Origin of the sequence: Flavobacterium sp. LC2016-13, assembly GCF_009707955.1 — a bacterium.
GTDB lineage: Bacteria > Bacteroidota > Bacteroidia > Flavobacteriales > Flavobacteriaceae > Flavobacterium.
Genome location: NZ_WMDQ01000001.1, coordinates 255,682 through 273,962, shown reverse-complemented (window position 1 = coordinate 273,962; position 18,281 = coordinate 255,682). Strand labels below are relative to the sequence as shown.

Genomic DNA, 18,281 nt, shown 5'->3' with positions numbered 1-18,281 from the left:
TTATAGATTAAAGTTTAAATTGAATTTTATAGTTAAGTCTTGTCCTGTTCTAATAGTTCCGAGCATTGCGGTTGGTGATTTCATCCCGAACTCTGTAAAAGTGATTTTATTAGATCCTTGGAGGTTTAATCCGTCTTTTGTAACGGTTGCTTTTGCGGTAGTCTTGTACACTTTGCTAACTCCGGCAATGGTATAAGTTCCGGTTAATTCCCAAGTGGTTTCATTTACTTTTTCTGCAGATTTTAAAACGTATTTTATGTTTTTGTTTTTGTCAGTTTTTAAAGTTTCATACGCTACTTTATCCATGCTTTTTTTCTCGCTTTTAATGCTTTCTGCCAAAAGAGTAACTGATATAGATTCTATTTCAGTAAGCTTTGAATTAGTTATCGTAAAATTTGCTGTTCCGGTTCCTGAGGCTGATTTCATTTCCCAATCATGAAGCGTTGAAGTTCCTGCAACTAAAAAAGTAGATTTGTCATCTAATGTGTATGATTTTTGTGCTGTAGCAATTGAAGTGATTCCGAAAAGAGCAATTACAATTGCAAATAATTTGATTTTATTGGTTTTCATTTTTTTGTCATGTTTTTATTATAAAAAATAAGTTAATAAATCGACCGGTTTTCTTTTAGTACTAAGGATGTTGTTTTAACTTGTATCAAAGATCTTCTTATATTTCAGTGAGATACATGATAAAGATCATTGTTAAAATTTTACTAAAATTGTATTTATAACTACATCGTTTTCAGTATTGCGTTATCTCGACAAACAGCATGAAACCTAGTTAAACAACCTGTGATACTAATTTTTTTAAAATGTTAATTTTTTGATTTTTATAGATTGACAGGCACTTTGTACTTTTAGAAGTGAACAAATACTTAAATTTGCACCATGCAAATTGAGAAAAAAGATATAAGAGCCTTATCAAAAGATCAGTTGAGGGATTTTTTTGTCGAAAATAATGACAAAGCATTTCGTGGCAATCAGGTCTATGAATGGTTATGGAGCAAAGGCGCACACAGTTTTGATGATATGACGAATGTTGCCAAGACAACACGTTCTATGCTTGAAGATAATTTTGTAATCAACCATATTAAGGTTGATACAATGCAGCGCAGTAGCGACGGAACAGTAAAAAATGCAGTTCGTCTACACGATGGTTTAGTAGTAGAATCTGTTTTGATCCCAACAGAAACCAGAACAACAGCTTGTGTTTCAAGTCAGGTTGGCTGTAGTTTAGATTGTAATTTTTGTGCAACATCAAGATTAAAAAGAATGCGAAATCTGGAACCGGGAGAAATCTACGATCAGGTTATAGCAATTGATAAAGAAAGTCGTTTGTACCATAATCATCCGCTTTCGAATATTGTTTTTATGGGAATGGGAGAACCTTTAATGAATTATAATAATGTCATTAAAGCTATTGACATGATTACATCTCCGGAAGGTTTAGGAATGTCGCCAAAACGTATTATGGTGTCAACATCAGGAATTCCGAAAATGATTAAAAAAATGGCCGATGATGATGTAAAATTCAAGTTGGCAGTTTCTCTGCATTCGGCTATTGATGAAATTCGTGCCAGAATTATGCCTTTCAGTAAGAACTTTCCATTGGCAGATCTGCGTGAAGCATTAGAATATTGGTACAGAAAAACAAAAAATAAGATTTCATACGAATATGTCGTTTGGAAAGGAATTAACGACGACAAAGCGTCTATTGATGCTTTGGTTAAATTTTGTAAATATGTGCCTTGCAAAGTCAATTTAATCGAATACAATCCAATTGATGACGGAGAGTTTCAACAAGCCTCAGAAGAGTCAATTATGGCTTACATAAAAGCACTTGAAAATATTGGAGTAGTAGTAAAAGTTCGTCGCAGCCGCGGAAAAGATATTGATGCCGCTTGCGGACAATTGGCGAATAAAGAAGGATAAAATAAAATTCATTTTATTTGTATTGGTAGAAAATATCGGTAGAAAATAAATGATAAGAAATTAAGACAGTATCCCGTAGCGACTATATAAATAATAATGTGATTATTTTAAAATAAAAAAGCATTAAAGACAAGGATAGAACTTGTTTTTAATGCTTTTTTCATTGGGCAAAAAGGATTCTTATTTTTTAGGTCAATTTGTTTTCATAATAATTTCAAATATGTTTACTTTAATTAATGAACTCAAATTAGTCTTTAAATAGAGAATGATTTTGGTGTACTTTCTTAATTATTATATAAATTATTAATATACTAACATAAAATAGACAACGTTTTTTTATTTAAAATAGTATATTTGGAATCGAAATGAATATTACTTCTCAAATAAAACAGCCCATCTTTAACGAGATGGAACTTTTTGAAACAAAGTTCCATGAATCGATGACCTCAAAGGTTGCATTACTAAACCGCATAACCTATTACATCGTAAATCGAAAAGGAAAACAAATGCGTCCGATGTTTGTTTTTTTGACTTCAAAAATGGTTTCAGGTGGAATTGTAAACGAAAGAACCTATCGTGGTGCATCTGTAATTGAGCTTATTCATACGGCAACTTTAGTACACGATGATGTGGTTGATGACAGTAATCGCCGCCGCGGATTTTTCTCTATTAATGCACTTTGGAAAAATAAAATTGCTGTTTTGGTTGGTGATTATTTACTTTCAAAAGGTTTATTGCTTTCGATAGACAATGGCGATTTTGATTTACTCCGAATTATCTCTGTAGCCGTTCGCGAAATGAGCGAAGGAGAATTGCTTCAGATAGAAAAAGCAAGAAGACTTGATATTACAGAAGATATTTATTACGAAATCATTCGAAAAAAAACTGCTACACTTATTGCGGCCTGTTGCGCTCTTGGAGCAAAATCAGTAATTGAAGATGATATTCAGGTCGAAAATATGCGCAAGTTTGGCGAACTTATCGGAATGGCTTTTCAAATAAAAGATGATTTATTCGATTATAGCGAAGAAGCTATAGGAAAACCAACCGGAATTGATATTAAAGAACAAAAAATGACTTTGCCTTTAATTCATGTTTTAAATACTTGTACTCCGCAAGAAAAAAAGTGGTTGATAAACTCCATCAAAAACCATAATAAAGATAAAAAACGTGTTAAAGAAGTGATTGCTTTTGTAAAAGACAATAATGGTTTGGCTTACGCCGAAAATAAAATGGTCGAATTTCAACAAGAAGCGCTTTCACTTTTAGAGAATTACCCCGATTCTGAATTCAAAGCAGCGCTTATCTTAATGGTGAATTACGTTATAGAAAGAAAAAAATAAATTTTTTAATTAGATAATTATAAAATTTATCAATTAGATAATTGATTTACTTTGTTGTAAATCAGTTGTGTATTTCTGTGTTTTGGAATTTGGTTCCGACACTACGGGATATTTTTTCTTGAAATTTTTCTCCTTCATGCAACCATTTTAAAACGATACTCGTCTATGCTAATAGAAGTCTGTTAGTAAAACAAAATTTGAACGCTTATTAATGAAAATTATTCATTTACATCAAGAAGAAACCGAAATTATCAGGTTGGCTGTCGAACATAATCGACAAGCACAACAACAGATATACAGCAGGTTTTCATCAAAAATGTTAAGCGTTTGCCGACAATACATAAAAGATATTCAATTGGCCGAAGATGTCATGATAACCGCTTTTATGAAAGTATTTACCAACCTAAATAAATTTGAACACAAAGGAAGTTTTGAAGGCTGGATTCGCAGAATTATGGTTAACGAATGCATATCCTATTTAAGAGTTCAGAAGAAAATAAAATTTACTGAAGATGAAATATATGTCGAAGAAAGTTTTAATGCGATAGACATTCAGTTTTCGATAGATCAGATTCAGTTTTTAATTGATGCCTTACCGGATGGTTATAAAATGGTTTTTAATTTATATGCTATTGAAGGTTATAAACACAATGAAATTGCAAAGATGCTGGGAATAAATGAAGGAACATCGAAATCGCAATTATCACACGCAAGAAGAATGCTCCAAACTCAAATTAATACATTAAAAAAACAAGATAATGGAACCGAATAATTTTGAAAAGGATTTCCGTGATAAACTAAACCAACGCAAAATTGAGCCAAGTAACAAAGCCTGGGATCGATTAGATGCAATGTTGAGTATTGCCGAAGAACAGAAACCAACAGCTCAATTTCATTCAATGCAAACCAGAAAAAACAAATGGCTTTATATCGCTGCCAGCATTGTTGGGTTTTTATTGGTTGGAACTTTCTTTTTGAATCAAAAGAAAAATACGACTGAAATACCTAAAAGTGTAGTTGTTAAAGAAAATTCCAAAAAAGATTCTGTTGCAAAACCAATTTTAAATAATGTTGATTCAATTCAAACTGAAACTGTAATTGTAGAAAAAACTTCAACAGAAATTTCGGTACAAAAATCAAATAAGCAAGAAAATAGTCTTAATCAGAAATCAAATAAAAACATTAAAAACGAACCAAATCAAATAGCGGAGTCTTCAATCATCATCAAAAACAATCAAGAAAAACAATCAAATACTGTTCAAACCGTAATTGCTGAAAATCCTAAAAAAGAAAATGTAGATCAATTATTAGAAACAGCTGAAAAAAACGTAGCTGAAAGTGCTGTTAAAAAAGCAAAAGTAAAAATTAATGCTGCCGATTTACTAAATCAGGTCGACGGCGAACTGGAACTTTCATTTAGGGAAAAAGTAATTACAAAAGTCAATAAAAACTATCAGACAGTAAAAGTGGCTTTAGGAAACCGGAATCACCAAGAGTAGGGAATAAAGAATGAAGAAGATAGAGAATAGAATAAAGAATCAAGATTTTAAAATTCATAATTATAATTCACAATTAAATAATCATCAATCAATCAACAATCAATCATGAAAAATTTTACCGTTTACCTCGTAATTTTATTTTTTTTATTTGTCAGCAAAGTGCTTGGACAGGAAACTTTTGAATCAAGAGCAAAAGATATTGCCAACAAAATCGAGAAGATTACAAAAGAAGAAAAAGAAGCTTTAAAACAAGAAATCGAAGCTGTAAATGTTCAGTTGTCTAACGGAAGGATAACGATGGAAGTGGCCGAAAAGCGAAAAAAAGAGTTAGCCGAGGCAAGAGCTGTTATTATTGAAGAAAAAGTGACTTTGGCACAAAATGAACTTAATGATTTAGTACAACAAAAAGTAGATGGAAAAATCAAAGAACAAGATTCAACAAAGAGACATGCTTTGATTTTGCACTGGGATGATAAAACCTGGAGCGGTAAACGACATAAAGATTCTATTTATGGCGAGAGAAGAACGACTTCGCAATTTGTATTTGCAATGGGTTTAAATAATATGATGGTCGACGGAAAACTTCAGGATTCTAATTATGGTTTTATGAGTTCACATTTTTACGAATGGGGTTTAACGTATAATACCAGATTAATAAAAACAGATAATTTATTGCATGCTAAATATGGATTATCATTAATGTATAACAATATTCGCCCAACAGATAACAGAAGTTTTGTTGTAAACGGAGATCAGACTAACTTAGAAGTTAATCCCATACATTTGACCGAATCACGTTTTAGAAATGTCTATTTAGTGGCGCCAGTACATTTAGAATTCGATTTCTCCAGACCTAAATACAGTGACGGAAAAACCTATTTCAGAACGCATGAAAGTTTCCGTTTCGGGATTGGTGGTTATGCTGGAATCAACGTAAAATCAAAACAAATTTTAAAATTTGAAGAAGAAGATTTAAAGTATAAAACAACTATAAAAGGCGATTATAATGTCAATAATTTTATTTACGGACTTAGTTCTTATATAGGTTACAAAGCGGTTAGTTTGTATTTGAAATACGATTTAAACCCATTGTTTCAGGATAATTTAGTAGAAGAAAAAAACATTTCATTAGGATTGCGTTTTGATTTAAATTAAAAATTGAGTTGAGTTTAGTTAGTAGAAAAAGTGCTTCGAAAGAGGCACTTTTTTTGTGTAAAAATTTCAAATTTCAAGATTGATTTATGTACTTTTACAGGCTCTCAATTTTAAAAAATTTTACGTTTTGATTTCACAAAATACAATTGATACTGTTTTTGAAACCGCTCGTGTAGAGGAGGTTATTGGTGATTTTGTAAATTTAAAACGCGCCGGAAGTAACTTCAAAGGTTTGAGTCCGTTCTCAGATGAACGCTCTCCGTCGTTTATGGTTTCGCCTGTAAAACAAATCTGGAAAGATTTTAGTACAGGAAAAGGAGGAAATTCTGTAAAATTCCTGATGGAACATTCACAATTTACCTATCCCGAAGCCATTCGGTATTTAGCCAAAAAATACAATATCGAAATTGAAGAAACCGAACAAACAGACGAAGAAAAAGCAATAACAGATGTGCGCGAAAGTATGTATCTGGTTTCTGAGTTTGCATCAAAATATTTTCAGGACGTGCTTTTAAATTCTGAAGAAGGAAAAGCAATTGGATATTCTTATTTTAAAGAAAGAGGTTTTACCAACGAAACCATCAAAAAATTTGGTTTGGGATATTCTCCCGAAACCTGGGATGCATTTACAAAAGAAGCACTTGGAAAAGGGTATAAATTAGAATATTTAGAAAGTACAGGTTTAACAATAGCAAGAGAAGATCGTCCTTTTGATCGTTTCAAAGGCAGAGTTATGTTTCCGATACAAAGTATGTCGGGACGTGTTTTAGGTTTTGGAGGACGTATTTTGACCAATGATAAAAAAGCAGCAAAATACCTGAACTCACCTGAAAGTGATATTTACCATAAAAGTAAAGTGCTTTATGGTATTTACCACGCAAAACAAGCTATAGCCAAACAAAATAATTGTTACTTAGTTGAAGGTTATACCGATGTAATTCAGTTTAATCAGGCCGGAATTGAGAATGTCGTAGCATCGTCAGGAACGGCTTTGACGCCAGATCAGATTCGGTTAATTAATCGTTTGACAAGAAATATTACCGTGCTTTTTGATGGTGATGCTGCCGGTTTAAGAGCTTCTATTCGAGGAATTGATTTAATTCTGGAAGAAGGAATGAACGTTAGGGTTTGTTCTTTTCCTGATGGAGAAGATCCGGATAGTTTTGCCAGAAAAAATTCTCACGATGATTTAGTACAATATTTAGAAGAAAACAGTAAAGATTTTATACAGTTTAAGGCTTCGATCCTGATGGGCGATGCTAAAAACGATCCTATAAAAAAAGCCGACTTGATTAGGGATATGGTTAGTAGTATTTCTAAAATTCCAGATCGTATTCAGCGTGAAGTATATATTCAGGAATGTGCCAGAATAATGGATATTTCTGAACAGGTGCTTATGAGTACATTGGCGCAGTTGATTCAAAAAGATGTTGCAGAAGCTAATAAAAAGCAAAAGCAGGAACAAAAACCTTTTGAAGTTTTTAGAAACCAAAACCCAAAACAGACTGGATATTCAGGAGGAGATCCGGAAGATCCAAGAACAGGGCCGCCGGAAGGTTATCATGAAGAGCCGGGATATCCGCAGCAACAGGCAGAAAAAGTAGATATTTTGTACGGTTTCGAAAGAAAAATTATCGAAATATTATTGCTTTACGGAAACGTTTTGGAAGATTTTGAAGATGTTTTCCTAAAAGCAGATGAAGAAGGAGTTGTAAAAGAAGTTTCAGAAAAAAGAAAATATAAAGTTTACGAAAAAGTATATTTAAGTCTTCAGGAAGACGAAGTAGAATTATCAAATCAACTATTTCAGGATATTTTTAAAGGTTTGATCGATTTTTACAATCAAAATGAAACGTTTAGTTTAGATAAATATTTGATGCATCTTCATCCTGATTTTGCGCAGGAAGTGACCAATATTTTAATGGAAGATGAAAAAGTAACCATTCACAACTGGGAAGGGCAAAATATTTTTCCGAAACATAAAACAGAAACCATAGAGCAAAATGTTTCAGATACTATTTTTTCTATGCGTTGGTATTTGGTTTCTAAAATTATCCATGAATTAAAAAATTCATTGCTGTCAGACCCGCAAGAAGATAATTCAGAACTATTGTCAATGGTTGTAGACTATTCAAAATTGCTGAATAATTTTTCAAGAAAACTTGGAAGAGTTGTAGTTCCTTACCATTAAATAAAATTAAAAAGCTCTATATAACTGATAAATCAGATAATACAGAGCTTTCGTCTACGGTTTTTGGATTATTCGCCGATATTTGGAAGATACCGGAAGAGTAATTTTACACCATTAAATAATTTCTAATGTCTTAGCTTTATTAACTAAGTCAACTAAATTAGTAACATTTAATTTAGTTAATAATCTCAATTTGTAAGTACTGATCGTTTTTTCGTTCAGGTTTAAAATTTTTGAGATTTCATTGTTTTTTTTACCATCGCTTAAATAGCGCAAAACTTCAATCTCGCGATTAGAAAGTTTTCTGTACAAACGTTCGCTCTTGCTTTGTTTAGCAATTAGGGCCATGTTTTTGCGAACTGTTTCATTGATAATAATTTTTCCTTCATGCACTTTAATGATAGAAAGACCTAAAGTTTCAAGTTTTTCTGTTTTGTGCACGTAACCAGAAACTCCTGCTTTAATTGCATTTGGAGCATACATCTGTTCAGCGAGGTCACTAAAAATTACAATTTTTGTTTTCGGAAAATTTTTCAGGATAGATTTCACTTCGAAGATGCTCGAAAGACCTTCTAACTCTAGATCTAGAATTAGGATGTCAATCTCCTTCGTCTGAAGAATATCTCTAACCATTGAAAAATTGCCTACGTTGGCAACAATTGAAATTTGATCGTGGTCTTTAAAATAAGACTTAACGCCAAAGTGAGTCACAGGATGATTGTCTGCAAGACATACTTTAATCATAATTTTACCTTTTTAGAATTATTATCATGTTTTTTGGAGTTGTAAAATTAATAAATAAATTCTGTAATTAATCGCAGACAAATGTTAAAAAGTTTTATTTTAACGTTTTTGGAATTAAACAAACAGGTATTGCATCCATTTTATGCTTGTTGCTGGTGTTTAAACGTTTATAAATTTCAAAGACAGATTTTTCTCTCCCAGTGAAGTCAGCTACCGTATTTCCTGACTCCGCAGCAAGCATCGCCCATTCAAGTTCGTCATAACTGGCTCCTAATTGATCCTCATCGGTTCTGTTATCACCAAATAATCCATCTGTAGGAGCTGCTGTTAAAATTGAGTTTGGAATTGTTAAATATTCCCCAAGAGCATAAACATCAGACTTCATTAAGTCAGCAATTGGGCTTAGGTCAACTCCTCCATCTCCGTACTTTGTATAGAAACCAACACCAAAATCTTCTACCTTGTTCCCCGTTCCTGCTACTAAAAGCCCGTGAATACCAGCTAGATAGTACAAAGAAGTCATTCGTAAACGAGCTCTTGTATTCGCTAACGATAAATTAACTTTTGTTGAATCTTTTGAAGATGGCACTGAGCTCTTAAAAGCTTCAAAAGTAGTCGTTAAATCAGTTTGCACGTTCGAAACATTCGGAAAACGCTTTTTTAATTGCTCAATATGTTCTCTTCCTCTTGATACCTGACTTTCAGCCTGATGAATTGGCATTTCTACACATAAAACCTCTAAACCGGTCTGTGCGCATAAGGTTGAAGTTACAGCAGAGTCAACTCCACCGGAAATTCCAATAACAAAACCATTTACTTTTGCATTGTTAGCATAATTTTTCAACCACTCTACAATGTAGGTATTTACTTTTTCTGTCTGAATAGTACTTTTTTTAGCCATAATAGTTCAAGTTTTAAGATACAGGGATGTATATTTGCATAAAATTTTTTAAGTATACATTTTGCTTAAATTTTAGCAACACAAATCTAATTAAAATAAAATGAAAATATATCGCTTTGCAGTGGTTCTGTGCTTGTTTTTTTTGTCTTGTGATCAAAAAAGTAAAGTCGAAAAAGCAGTTGAGGAAATTCCTGTTGATATTAAAGTAGAACGTTTTGATAAAGTGTTTTTTGAAACCAAACCAGAGGATCTGGCAAAAGTAAAAAGACAATATCCTTTCTTTTTTCCACCTGGAAATGATGATGCAGTTTGGCTAAATAAAATGCAGGATCCAATTTGGAAAGAAGTTTATACAGAAGTACAAAAAAGATACGCCAATTTTGAACCGGTTCGTGAGGAATTCAATACGTTGTTTCAACACGTAAAATATTATTTTCCAAAAACAAAAACACCTAAAGTAATTACGGTAATTGCAGAAATGGATTATAATGCTAAAGCGATTTATGCAGATAGTCTGGTGATTGTTGCATTGGAATTGTATTTAGGAAGAGAACATAAGTTTTATCAGTTTCCGAATTATTTGAAACAAAATTTCGAAGAAAAACAAATCATGCCGGATGTGGTTTCTAGTTTTGCTTATAGAAACATTCCGCCTTCTGCTGATAAAACGCTACTTTCTCAAATGATTTTTGAAGGAAAACAATTGTATGCAAAAGATTTGCTTTTACCTGATTATACAGATGCAGATAAAATGGGTTATACGCCGGAACAAATAAAATGGTGTGAAGAAAATGAAAACTATATGTGGCGTTATTTTCTTGAAAAAGAAATGTTATACAGCGCCGATCCTAAATTAAATACCCGATTTATTGCGCCAGCTCCGTTTTCTAAATTTTATTTAGAACTGGATAACGAATCACCGGGAAGAGTTGGAGCCTGGATTGGCTGGCAAATGGTGCGTTCTTACATGAAAAACAATAATGTTACGTTGCCTGAATTATTAAAAACAGATGCAAAAGAAATTTTCGAAAAGTCAAAATATAAACCTAAGAAATAATGTCAGATACAATAAACTCAGAAATTAAATTCAATATAGAATTAGACGAAAACCGCGTGCCGGAAAAATTAACATGGAGCGCTCAGGATGGCGGTGTTCAGGCCGAAGAAGCAAAAGCGATAATGTTGTCTATTTGGGATAGTAAAGCCAAAGAAACGATGCGTATTGACTTGTGGACGAAAGATATGCCGGTAGATGAAATGAAGATTTTCTTTCATCAAACTTTAGTAGCAATGTCAGACACTTTTAAACGTGCTACCGATGACGAAAAAATGTCAGATACAATGAAAGATTTCTGTGATTACTTTGCAGAGAAATTGGAATTGACAAAATAAATATTTAAAAATCCCAATAAAAAAAATCCCAAATTTCAATCTTATAATTGGAATTTGGGATTTTTTTTGTCTTCCTGAGCGAAGTCGAAGGATTGGAATTTCGAATTTAAAATTCGCTATTGTTTTTAAAAACCTCCTGATTAACTTCGTCAATATAATTTAAAACTTCATCTTTTCCTGTTTGTTCTGTTGCTGAAGTCACAAAATAATGTGGCATTTCTTCCCAGTTATTGGCAAACATTTGTTTTTTGTATGCAGCAATATGCGAGTCAACTTTGGTTTTACTGATTTTGTCTGCTTTAGTAAAAATAATGCAAAACGGAATTTCGCTTTCTCCCATATACGACATAAATTCAATGTCAATATTTTGAGCTTCGTGGCGAATATCAATCAAAACAAAAGCACAAACAAGTTGTTCTCTGGTTTCGAAATAATCAGTAATAAATTGCTGAAAAACCGACTTTGTTTTTTTAGAAACTTTAGCATAACCATAACCAGGCAAATCGACAAGGAACCAATTGTTGTTAATCTTAAAATGATTAATTAATTGCGTTTTTCCTGGTCTTCCTGAAGTTTTGGCTAAATTTTTATGGTTGGTAAGCATGTTAATCAACGATGACTTACCTACGTTTGAGCGGCCGATAAAAGCATATTCCGGCAAAAAATCCTTAGGACATTTTGCAACTTCAGAATTACTGATAATAAATTCGGCGGTATTAATTTTCATGTGTTTTGTTTTTAAAACCTCCTAAAATCGAAAGTTAGATGCTATAAATTCTTTTTAACGAGCCATTCTTCAAGAATCTTGTTGAATTCCTCAGGATGTTCCATCATAGCAGCGTGTCCACATTTGTCAATCCAATATAAAGTTGAATTAGGCAATAATTTATCAAATTCTTCTGCAACATTTGGTGGAGTTACGGCATCATTTTTACCCCAAATAATACAGGTTTCAGCTGTCATTTTTGGTAAATCTTTTGCCATATTATGACGAATGGCACTTTTAGCAATCGTTAAGGTTTTGATCAGTTTGATGCGGTCATTTACGGTAGCATATACTTCATCAATTAGTTCAGGAGTTGCAATTTTAGGATCATAAAATACATCTTCAGCTTTTTTTCTGATGTATTCATAATCGCCTCTTTTCGGGTAACTGTCTCCCATAGCACTTTCGTAAAGTCCCGAACTTCCGGTAATTACAAGTCCTGCTACTTTTTCAGGATATAGTTTAGTGTGATACAGGGCGATATGTCCTCCTAATGAGTTACCTAATAAAATTACTTTGTCAAAGCCTTTAAAAGTGATAAAGTCCTTAACGTATTTCGCAAAACTTTTTACGTTGGTTTTTAAAATACTTTGGGTATATATTGGCAAATCAGGAATTACAACTTTATATCCTTTCGTTGGGAAATATTCTGCTACAGCATCAAAGTTACTTAGGCCTCCCATTAAGCCGTGTAAAATAACGATAGGAGTTCCTTCTCCAGCTTCATAATAGCTGTACTTGCCTTCTTTTTTGTAGTTTTTGTCCATCTAATCTAATGCCAATTTCAATTTGGACAAATATAGGGTTAAATAAATAAAAATGGATTTTTGCTGCCATATTTTAACTAGATAATTTTAGTCGAATATCTAAGTGATTAAAAATCAGTATTTATTGGGGGTATTGATGGAATAACAGAATGTTAAAATTTTTGTATTATAATTATGTTTTTAAGAGAATTACTGGGTATTTTTTACAATTTCTCAGCAATATTCTGTGTAGAATAATTAATGTCTAATGTCTTGATTGTCTATTAATTAATCGTTTTAGGCTCAAAGTGGTTAAACTTATTAACAAAGTGGTATTTTGTGGTAAAATGTGGTAATATTTTTTATATTTTTGCTGTATAACATATTAATGTATTTTTTTTGAACACAATTGTCGGAACATATGAGTGTAAAGTCGATGCTAAAGGGAGGCTAATGTTGCCTGCGCCCTTAAAAAAGCAATTGACTTCATCTCTTCAAAACGGTTTCGTTTTGAAGCGCTCTGTTTTTCAACAGTGTTTAGAATTGTATCCAATGGAAGAATGGGATTTGATGATGCAAAAAATCAACAAGCTGAATCGTTTTGTAAAAAAGAACAATGATTTCATCCGAAGATTTACTGCAGGAGTTAAAATGGTAGAGATTGATGCATTGGGTAGGTTATTGGTGCCAAAAGATTTGGTAGCTTTTTCAGGTATTGCTAAAGATGTTGTTTTTTCATCTGCGGTTAATATTGTTGAGATTTGGGATAAAGATTTATATGAAAAATCAATAAGCGGCGAAGATATGGATTTTGCAGATTTAGCCGAAGAAGTAATGGGAAATATTAATGACGACGACAATGGAATATCATAATCCGGTTTTGCTTCATCCTACAGTTGATGGTTTAAATATTAAACCTGACGGAATATATGTAGATGTTACGTTTGGCGGCGGTGGTCATTCAAAAGAAATTTTGAAACGATTAGGTCCAAACGGAAAATTATTTGCTTTTGATCAGGACGAAGATGCTTTAGCAAATGCATTACCAGATGAGAGGTTTACCTTAATTAATGAGAATTTCAGATTTATAAAAAGGTTCTTGCGTTTTCATGGTGTTAAAGGAGTAGATGGAATTCTGGCAGATTTAGGAGTTTCATCACATCAGTTTGATGTTCCCGAGCGAGGTTTCTCGACAAGATTTGATGCGGAACTCGATATGCGAATGAGTCAGAAAAATGATTTAAATGCTTACAGAGTTGTCAATGAATATGAAGAACAGGATTTGCGTCGTGTTTTTTTTGATTATGGAGAGTTGAAAAACGCACCGCTTTTGTCAAGAACAATTGTAGAAGCCAGAGACCATCGACCAATCAAAACGACAGATGAATTGAAAGAAGTTTTGGCAAAATATTTACCGGAAAGAGTTCGAAATAAAATATTAGCACAGATTTATCAGGCAATTCGAATTGAAGTAAATCAGGAAATGGATGTTTTAAAAGAATTTATCGAACAATCGTTAGAAATTCTTAATCCGGGCGGAAGATTTTCTGTAATCTCTTATCATTCTTTAGAAGACAGATTGGTAAAAAGATTTATTAAAAACGGAATGTTTGAAGGAGAACCTGAACGTGATTTTTTCGGAAATTTTTCAGTGCCGTTTAAAACAATCGGAAAATTGATTGTTCCTGATGATGCCGAAATTAAGATTAATAACAGAGCAAGAAGTGCAAAATTAAGAATTGCAGAAAAGATATAATAATAAGGTAGAAAATGAAAGGCGGAGTATTTAGCATATTAAAAGCAAGATTTCTATTAAACGATGACGCAGTGAAAAACTGGCGTTTCATTGTTTTTATCATTTTGCTTGCCATAATAATGATTGCAAATACACAACGATACGAACAAAAGGTTTTTGAAATTGCAAAACTCAACAATGATGTAAAAGAATTGCGATCAGAGTTTGTAGACCGACGTTCAGAATTAATGAAGTTAAAAATGGAGTCAACGATATCGGATAAAATGCTCGAAAAGCAAATTTTTCCATCAACAGTTCCTCCGGTAAAAATAGAAGTTAAAAAAGAAGAAGAAAAAAGTTTCCTTAAAAGAATATGGCAGTAGACGATAAACATATATCCTACAGAATTTACCTCGTAGCAGTTTTCATCTTTTTGATGGCAATTGCTATTGTCGTTAAATTAACTAATATTCAGTGGATTGAAGGTGACCACTATAGACAACTGGCAAAACAACGTACCGTTAGAAATTTTGTAATTCCGGCAAACAAAGGAAATATTTATTCGGCAGACGGAAGTTTATTGGCAACCTCAATTCCTAACTATGAAATTAGATTTGATGCAAAAGCGCCAAAAACAGAAGCTTTTGAAAAATATGTAAAAGCATTATCAGATTCATTAGTAACTGTTTTAGGAAAATCAGGCAGTTATTTTGAAAAAGAATTAAGAAAAGCCAGAGAAAATAAAAATCGTTATTATTTGATTGCGCGTAATTTGAGTTATACCGAATATGTAAAAATAAAAGGTTTTCCATTATTCAATTTAGGTGCTTTTAAAGGCGGAATTATAATTGAACAAGAAACCGTTAGAAAACACCCAATTGGTAAAATTGCCGAAAGAACAATTGGTTACGATCGTATCGATCCGGCAAGTGGAGTAGAAGTAGGTAAAGGAATCGAATGGGCTTTTAAAAGCTATTTGAACGGGAAAGACGGAAAAATTTTAAAGCAGAAAATTGCAAAAGGACAATGGAAACCTATTCGTGATATAAACGAAGTAGATCCAATTGACGGTTACGACGTTATTTCTACAATTGATGTTTTCATTCAGGATATTGCACATCATGCTTTATTGAAACAATTAGAGGATTACGAAGCAGATCACGGTTGTGTAGTAGTTATGGAGACTGAAACCGGATATGTAAAAGCAATTTCTAATTTAGGAAGAGCAGAAGACGGATCGTATTATGAAACAACAAATTATGCAATTGCTGAGTCTCACGAACCAGGATCAACTTTTAAACTAGTCGATTTAATGGCAATTTTAGAAGATAAAGTTGCTGATACAAGTACAGTTTATGACAGCCACGGTGGTATAGTAAAATATTACGGACGTTCAGTTCGAGATTCGCATAATGGTGGTTACGGAAAAGTGTCATTAGCCCGCGGATTTGAACTTTCATCAAATACGGTAATGGTTCAGGCAGTTTATGAAAACTATAAAAACAACCCGGCAAAATTTGTAGATCATATTAAGAGTTTTGGATTAAATAAAACACTAGGATTGCATTTTCAAGGAGAAGGAAGAGCAATTATTCCGCATCCAAAAGATAAAAACTGGTCAGGAGTTTCACTTCCGTGGATGGCTTTTGGGTATGGAGTTTCGGTGACACCAATGCAGACTTTAACATTATATAATTCAATTGCGAATAATGGTGTAATGGTAAAACCGCAATTTGTTTCTGAAATAAAAGAATGGAATAAAAGCATTAAGAAATTTGATGTTGAAGTAATGAATCCACAGGTTTGTTCGCCGGAGACGCTTAAAAAAGTAAGAGCAGTTTTGCAAAATGTGGTTAAAAAAGGAACAGGTTCTAAATTGTATTCGAAAGATTTTTCTATGGCAGGAAAAACAGGAACAGCGATGGTAAACTATGGTAAAGCAGGAAGAGAAGGAATGTATTACGCTTCTTCTTTCGCTGGATATTTTCCGGCAGATCATCCTAAATATTCCTGTATTGTAGTGGTTCATAAGCCAAATACAGCCAACAATAATTATTACGGAGCCGATGTAGCCGGGCCGGTTTTTAAAAGAATCGCTCAAAAAATATTTACAGATGCACCATCAACAAATAAGATTAAACAGCTGGATTCTAAAATTCCGAAACAAGAAATCAGTTACGACAAATACATTACAGAATCGAACAAAAAATCGAGCAAAATTCCTGATTTAAAAGGAATGCCGGGAATGGATGCCATCGCTTTACTGGAAAACTTAGGTCTAAAAGTAAAAGTTAATGGAGTAGGAAAAGTAAAAAAACAGTCGTTGCAGGCTGGACAAAATATTAGTAAAAACTCAACCATAGTATTAGAATTATCGTGAAAATACTGAAAGACATATTATATAAAGTAGCTATTGAATCTGTAACAGGTTCAACAGAAATCGATGTACATAAAATTGATTTTGATTCAAGAAAAATTGAAGCAAATGATGTTTTTGTTGCAATTCGAGGATCTCTTTCGGATGGGCATGATTATATCGAAAAAGCAATTCAGTTAGGCGCAACAGCAATTATTTGCGATACATTGCCAGAAAATGTTGCAAAAGGAATTACATATATTAAGGTAAAAGATACCAATACAGCATTGGCTTTTATGGCGGCTAATTATTTCGGAAATCCTTCTGAAAAATTAAAATTAGTGGGCGTAACAGGCACAAACGGAAAAACAACAATTGCTTCGTTATTGTTTCAGTTGTTTCAAAAAGCAGGTTTTAAAGTTGGTTTATTATCAACCGTAAAAATTGTAGTTGATGAAACAGAATATAATGCAACACATACAACGCCGGATTCTTTGACAATCAATCATTATTTGAATGAAATGATCGAAGCCGGAGTAACGCATTGTTTTATGGAAGTGAGTTCACACGGAATTCATCAAAAAAGAACAGAAGCATTGCATTTTGTTGGAGGGATTTTTACAAATCTTTCGCATGATCATTTAGATTATCATCCAACTTTTGCAGAATACAGAGACGTTAAAAAGTCATTTTTTGATTCATTGCCAAAAACGGCTTTTGCTTTATCAAACATCGATGATAAAAATGGAACCGTAATGTTGCAAAATACGGTTGCAAGAAAATTTACATACGCCTTAAAAACTTACGCTGATTTTAAAGCACAGATTTTAGAAAGCCAATTGTCAGGATTATTATTGAAGGTTAATGATAATGAAGTTTGGGTAAAACTTATAGGAACTTTTAATGCTTACAATGTTTTGGCTATTTATGGTACTGCTGTAGAGTTAGGAATGGATAGTCTTGAGGCGTTACGTTTACTGTCTGATTTAGAGAGTGTTTCGGGTCGTTTTCAGTATATAATTTCAGAAGGAAATATTACTGCAATCGTAGATTACGCACACACTCCGGATGCTTTAGAAAATGTTTTAAAAACCATTGACGACATCCGAACTAAAAACGAACAGCTAATTACGGTTGTAGGCTGCGGAGGAAACAGAGATAAAACCAAAAGACCAATTATGGCTAAAATCGCAGCAGATTTTAGCGATAAAGCGATTTTAACCTCAGATAATCCAAGAAATGAAGATCCCGAAGTAATTCTGGATGAAATGGAAAAAGGAATCGAAGCGCACAATTATAAAAAAATGTTGAGAATTACAGATAGAAAGCAAGCCATAAAAACCGCTTGCCAGTTAGCTCAGCCAAACGATATAATATTAATTGCCGGAAAAGGGCATGAAACGTATCAGGAAATAAACGGTGTTCGTCATCATTTTGATGATATGGAAACTGTAAAAGAAATTTTAGATCAATTAGGAAAATAAAAAGTTTAATCGGTTAACTGATTATTCGTTTAATCGA

The 18,281-nt window shown here is 32.9% G+C and carries 18 protein-coding genes; 13 read left to right on the top strand and 5 right to left on the bottom strand.

All coding sequences use genetic code 11. From position 1 onward, the window contains the following. The gene (locus GKZ86_RS01220) at positions 1 to 570 is read right to left on the bottom strand and encodes a YceI family protein (RefSeq protein ID WP_154781315.1); all 570 of its coding nucleotides are present in this window, start codon (positions 568 to 570) and stop codon (positions 1 to 3) included. Positions 571 to 888: 318 nt separating this feature from the next. On the opposite strand from GKZ86_RS01220, the gene rlmN reads away from it, so the two are divergent. The 6 genes from rlmN to dnaG all read left to right on the top strand — a co-directional run bounded on the left by rlmN (position 889) and on the right by dnaG (position 8,120). Continuing rightward, positions 889 to 1,932, top strand: coding sequence for a 23S rRNA (adenine(2503)-C(2))-methyltransferase RlmN (gene rlmN / locus GKZ86_RS01215; RefSeq protein ID WP_154781314.1), 1,044 nt, complete (start codon positions 889 to 891; stop codon positions 1,930 to 1,932). A 365-nt stretch (positions 1,933 to 2,297) separates the two neighbouring features. Continuing rightward, positions 2,298 to 3,275 carry a polyprenyl synthetase family protein gene (locus GKZ86_RS01210; protein ID WP_154781313.1) on the top strand — a complete coding sequence of 326 codons (978 nt, stop codon included), beginning with the start codon at positions 2,298 to 2,300 and terminating at the stop codon, positions 3,273 to 3,275. 211 nt (positions 3,276 to 3,486) lie between these two features. After that, on the top strand, positions 3,487 to 4,047 hold the full coding sequence (locus GKZ86_RS01205) for an RNA polymerase sigma factor (RefSeq protein WP_154781312.1): 561 nt from the start codon (positions 3,487 to 3,489) through the stop codon (positions 4,045 to 4,047). Continuing rightward, positions 4,034 to 4,774: a hypothetical protein gene (locus tag GKZ86_RS01200; protein WP_154781311.1), complete on the top strand. Its 741-nt coding sequence runs from the start codon at positions 4,034 to 4,036 to the stop codon at positions 4,772 to 4,774. The genes GKZ86_RS01205 and GKZ86_RS01200 overlap by 14 nt, the downstream gene beginning before the upstream one ends. 105 nt (positions 4,775 to 4,879) lie before the next feature. After that, positions 4,880 to 5,929, top strand: coding sequence for a hypothetical protein (locus GKZ86_RS01195; RefSeq protein WP_154781310.1), 1,050 nt, complete (start codon positions 4,880 to 4,882; stop codon positions 5,927 to 5,929). A gap of 127 nt (positions 5,930 to 6,056) precedes the next feature. Beyond that, positions 6,057 to 8,120, top strand: a complete 2,064-nt coding sequence (gene dnaG, locus GKZ86_RS01190; RefSeq protein WP_154781309.1) for a DNA primase — start codon at positions 6,057 to 6,059, stop codon at positions 8,118 to 8,120. Positions 8,121 to 8,234: 114 nt separating this feature from the next. On the opposite strand, the gene GKZ86_RS01185 is transcribed toward dnaG, so the two are convergent. Together GKZ86_RS01185 and nadE are read right to left on the bottom strand one after the other, a co-directional pair. After that, the gene (locus tag GKZ86_RS01185; protein ID WP_026730588.1) at positions 8,235 to 8,864 is read right to left on the bottom strand and encodes a response regulator transcription factor; all 630 of its coding nucleotides are present in this window, start codon (positions 8,862 to 8,864) and stop codon (positions 8,235 to 8,237) included. 94 nt (positions 8,865 to 8,958) lie between these two features. Then, positions 8,959 to 9,765 (bottom strand): NAD(+) synthase, encoded by an 807-nt coding sequence (nadE, locus tag GKZ86_RS01180; protein WP_154781308.1) that lies wholly within the window; start codon positions 9,763 to 9,765, stop codon positions 8,959 to 8,961. Positions 9,766 to 9,865: 100 nt separating this feature from the next. Here nadE and gldB point away from each other — a divergent pair, with 100 nt between their 5' ends. Then, positions 9,866 to 10,822, top strand: coding sequence for a gliding motility lipoprotein GldB (gldB, locus tag GKZ86_RS01175; RefSeq protein WP_154781307.1), 957 nt, complete (start codon positions 9,866 to 9,868; stop codon positions 10,820 to 10,822). Continuing rightward, on the top strand, positions 10,822 to 11,157 hold the full coding sequence (gene gldC, locus GKZ86_RS01170) for a gliding motility protein GldC (protein ID WP_026985662.1): 336 nt from the start codon (positions 10,822 to 10,824) through the stop codon (positions 11,155 to 11,157). Before gldB ends, gldC begins: the two co-directional genes overlap by 1 nt. 106 nt (positions 11,158 to 11,263) lie before the next feature. On the opposite strand, the gene yihA is transcribed toward gldC, so the two are convergent. Beyond that, positions 11,264 to 11,884 (bottom strand): ribosome biogenesis GTP-binding protein YihA/YsxC, encoded by a 621-nt coding sequence (gene yihA, locus GKZ86_RS01165; protein ID WP_154781306.1) that lies wholly within the window; start codon positions 11,882 to 11,884, stop codon positions 11,264 to 11,266. A gap of 41 nt (positions 11,885 to 11,925) precedes the next feature. Beyond that, on the bottom strand, positions 11,926 to 12,690 hold the full coding sequence (locus GKZ86_RS01160; RefSeq protein WP_154781305.1) for an alpha/beta fold hydrolase: 765 nt from the start codon (positions 12,688 to 12,690) through the stop codon (positions 11,926 to 11,928). Positions 12,691 to 13,068: 378 nt separating this feature from the next. Between GKZ86_RS01160 and mraZ the strand changes: the two genes are divergently transcribed. From mraZ to GKZ86_RS01135, 5 genes are read left to right on the top strand one after another with little or no spacing between them, the layout of a single operon-like run. Further along, positions 13,069 to 13,542 (top strand): division/cell wall cluster transcriptional repressor MraZ, encoded by a 474-nt coding sequence (gene mraZ / locus GKZ86_RS01155; RefSeq protein ID WP_154781304.1) that lies wholly within the window; start codon positions 13,069 to 13,071, stop codon positions 13,540 to 13,542. After that, positions 13,517 to 14,425: a 16S rRNA (cytosine(1402)-N(4))-methyltransferase RsmH gene (gene rsmH / locus GKZ86_RS01150; protein WP_194632580.1), complete on the top strand. Its 909-nt coding sequence runs from the start codon at positions 13,517 to 13,519 to the stop codon at positions 14,423 to 14,425. The genes mraZ and rsmH overlap by 26 nt, the downstream gene beginning before the upstream one ends. Positions 14,426 to 14,439: 14 nt before the next feature. Then, a complete protein-coding gene (locus GKZ86_RS01145) occupies positions 14,440 to 14,787 on the top strand; it encodes an FtsL-like putative cell division protein (RefSeq protein ID WP_154781302.1) in 348 nt (115 codons plus the stop codon). Next, positions 14,778 to 16,784, top strand: a complete 2,007-nt coding sequence (locus GKZ86_RS01140) for a penicillin-binding protein (RefSeq protein ID WP_154781301.1) — start codon at positions 14,778 to 14,780, stop codon at positions 16,782 to 16,784. Before GKZ86_RS01145 ends, GKZ86_RS01140 begins: the two co-directional genes overlap by 10 nt. After that, complete coding sequence (locus GKZ86_RS01135; protein WP_194632581.1) at positions 16,781 to 18,244, top strand: UDP-N-acetylmuramoyl-L-alanyl-D-glutamate--2,6-diaminopimelate ligase; 1,464 nt, start codon at positions 16,781 to 16,783, stop codon at positions 18,242 to 18,244. Before GKZ86_RS01140 ends, GKZ86_RS01135 begins: the two co-directional genes overlap by 4 nt. Positions 18,245 to 18,281 lie beyond the last annotated feature (37 nt).

Excerpts from the sequence above, each read along its gene's own strand:
- GKZ86_RS01195 (WP_154781310.1), top strand. The coding sequence starts at position 4,880 with ATGAAAAATTTTACCGTTTACCTCGTAATTTTATTTTTTTTATTTGTC.
- gldB (WP_154781307.1), top strand. The coding sequence starts at position 9,866 with ATGAAAATATATCGCTTTGCAGTGGTTCTGTGCTTGTTTTTTTTGTCT.
- gldC (WP_026985662.1), top strand. The coding sequence starts at position 10,822 with ATGTCAGATACAATAAACTCAGAAATTAAATTCAATATAGAATTAGAC.
- rlmN (WP_154781314.1), top strand. The coding sequence starts at position 889 with ATGCAAATTGAGAAAAAAGATATAAGAGCCTTATCAAAAGATCAGTTG.
- GKZ86_RS01200 (WP_154781311.1), top strand. The coding sequence starts at position 4,034 with ATGGAACCGAATAATTTTGAAAAGGATTTCCGTGATAAACTAAACCAA.
- GKZ86_RS01210 (WP_154781313.1), top strand. The coding sequence starts at position 2,298 with ATGAATATTACTTCTCAAATAAAACAGCCCATCTTTAACGAGATGGAA.
- GKZ86_RS01160 (WP_154781305.1), bottom strand. The coding sequence starts at position 12,690 with ATGGACAAAAACTACAAAAAAGAAGGCAAGTACAGCTATTATGAAGCT.
- rsmH (WP_194632580.1), top strand. The coding sequence starts at position 13,517 with ATGACGACGACAATGGAATATCATAATCCGGTTTTGCTTCATCCTACA.
- GKZ86_RS01205 (WP_154781312.1), top strand. The coding sequence starts at position 3,487 with ATGAAAATTATTCATTTACATCAAGAAGAAACCGAAATTATCAGGTTG.
- GKZ86_RS01140 (WP_154781301.1), top strand. The coding sequence starts at position 14,778 with ATGGCAGTAGACGATAAACATATATCCTACAGAATTTACCTCGTAGCA.
- GKZ86_RS01145 (WP_154781302.1), top strand. The coding sequence starts at position 14,440 with ATGAAAGGCGGAGTATTTAGCATATTAAAAGCAAGATTTCTATTAAAC.
- GKZ86_RS01185 (WP_026730588.1), bottom strand. The coding sequence starts at position 8,864 with ATGATTAAAGTATGTCTTGCAGACAATCATCCTGTGACTCACTTTGGC.
- yihA (WP_154781306.1), bottom strand. The coding sequence starts at position 11,884 with ATGAAAATTAATACCGCCGAATTTATTATCAGTAATTCTGAAGTTGCA.
- nadE (WP_154781308.1), bottom strand. The coding sequence starts at position 9,765 with ATGGCTAAAAAAAGTACTATTCAGACAGAAAAAGTAAATACCTACATT.
- GKZ86_RS01220 (WP_154781315.1), bottom strand. The coding sequence starts at position 570 with ATGAAAACCAATAAAATCAAATTATTTGCAATTGTAATTGCTCTTTTC.